The organism is Rhizobacter sp. P3_C12 (assembly GCF_056402735.1).
The window spans coordinates 1-1,188 of record NZ_JBFUGW010000605.1 but is presented as its reverse complement, the minus strand read 5'-3'; the positions used below and the strand labels follow the sequence as shown (position 1 = coordinate 1,188).

Here is a 1,188-nt window from a genome sequence, read left to right as displayed (position 1 = left end):
CCTTCTCGCCCGTCTTGTAGTTCAGGTACGCTCGCTCCAGCGTGGCCTGCTGGGCGAGCGGCGTGCCGGCGGCGCGGCCTTCGAGGCGCTCGTAGAGCTTCAGGGCGCGCTCGTAGCTGCCGGCATCGGCTTCGGACTTCGCCTCTGCATACAATTTCTCGACGGTCATCCCGGCCGTTTCGTCTTTCGGGGTCGAGCCACAGGCTGCGAGCAGGGTAGCCAACACGGCTGCCGATGCCAGGCCCGACCACCGGCCAACCAAGCGAATCACATTCATGAGCCTCGTGGCGCCACTGCTGCGGCGCTTCCTGTCGAAAGAAGAGCGGCGATTATATGGTTCACCCCCCCAACGACCCGGCGCTGCTTCCTGGCGATCCCGACGACGAGGGCCTGGAAGCCGGCGTCGGCGATGCCCCCGAGCGCCGCGTCGCGCTGATCGACCGCAGCCTGCACGGCGTGCGGCTCGACAAGGCGCTGGTCGCGATGGCCGGCGAGTTCTCGCGCAACCACCTGCAGACGCTGATCGAGGGCGGCCACGTGTGGGTCGACGATCGCCCGGCGACGCAGGCCTCGCGCAAGGTGTCGGCCGGCCAGCAGCTGGTGGTCGAGCTGGTGCCGACGCCCGAGAGCCGCGCGTTCCGCCCCGAGGCGATGGCGTTGGCCATCGTGTTCGAGGACGATGCGCTGATCGTGGTCGACAAGCCCGCCGGCATGGTGGTGCACCCGGCGGCCGGCAACTGGTCGGGCACGCTGCTCAACGGGGTGCTGGCGCATCACCCGGCCGCGGCCACGCTGCCGCGCGCCGGCATCGTGCACCGGCTCGACAAGGACACCTCGGGGTTGATGGTGATCGGCAAGACCCTGCCGTCGGTGACCGCGCTGGTGCGCGCCATCGCCGCCCGCGAGGTGCAGCGCGAGTACCAGGCGCTGGCGCACGGGCGGGTGCCGGCGCAGCCGTTCCGCATCGACGCGCCGCTCGCGCGCGACCCGCAATCGCGCGTCAAGATGGCCGTGGTCGGCGGCGGCAAGCCGGCACAGACCGACGTGACCCGGGTGGCGCTCGCGGAGTTCGACGAAGGCGCGGTGAGCGCGGTGCGCTGCAAGCTGCACACCGGGCGCACCCACCAGATCCGCGTGCACCTGGCCACGCGCGGCCACACGCTGCTGTCCGACGCGCTGTACGGCGGG

General features: G+C 71.3%; 1 protein-coding gene. It reads left to right on the top strand.

Going from position 1 to position 1,188, the window contains the following annotated elements; all coding sequences use genetic code 11:
- Positions 1-333: 333 nt before the first annotated feature.
- Positions 334-1,188 (top strand): RluA family pseudouridine synthase (locus tag AC1DXV_RS34875; RefSeq protein WP_477938081.1); only part of this gene is annotated, 855 nt, incomplete at its 3' end.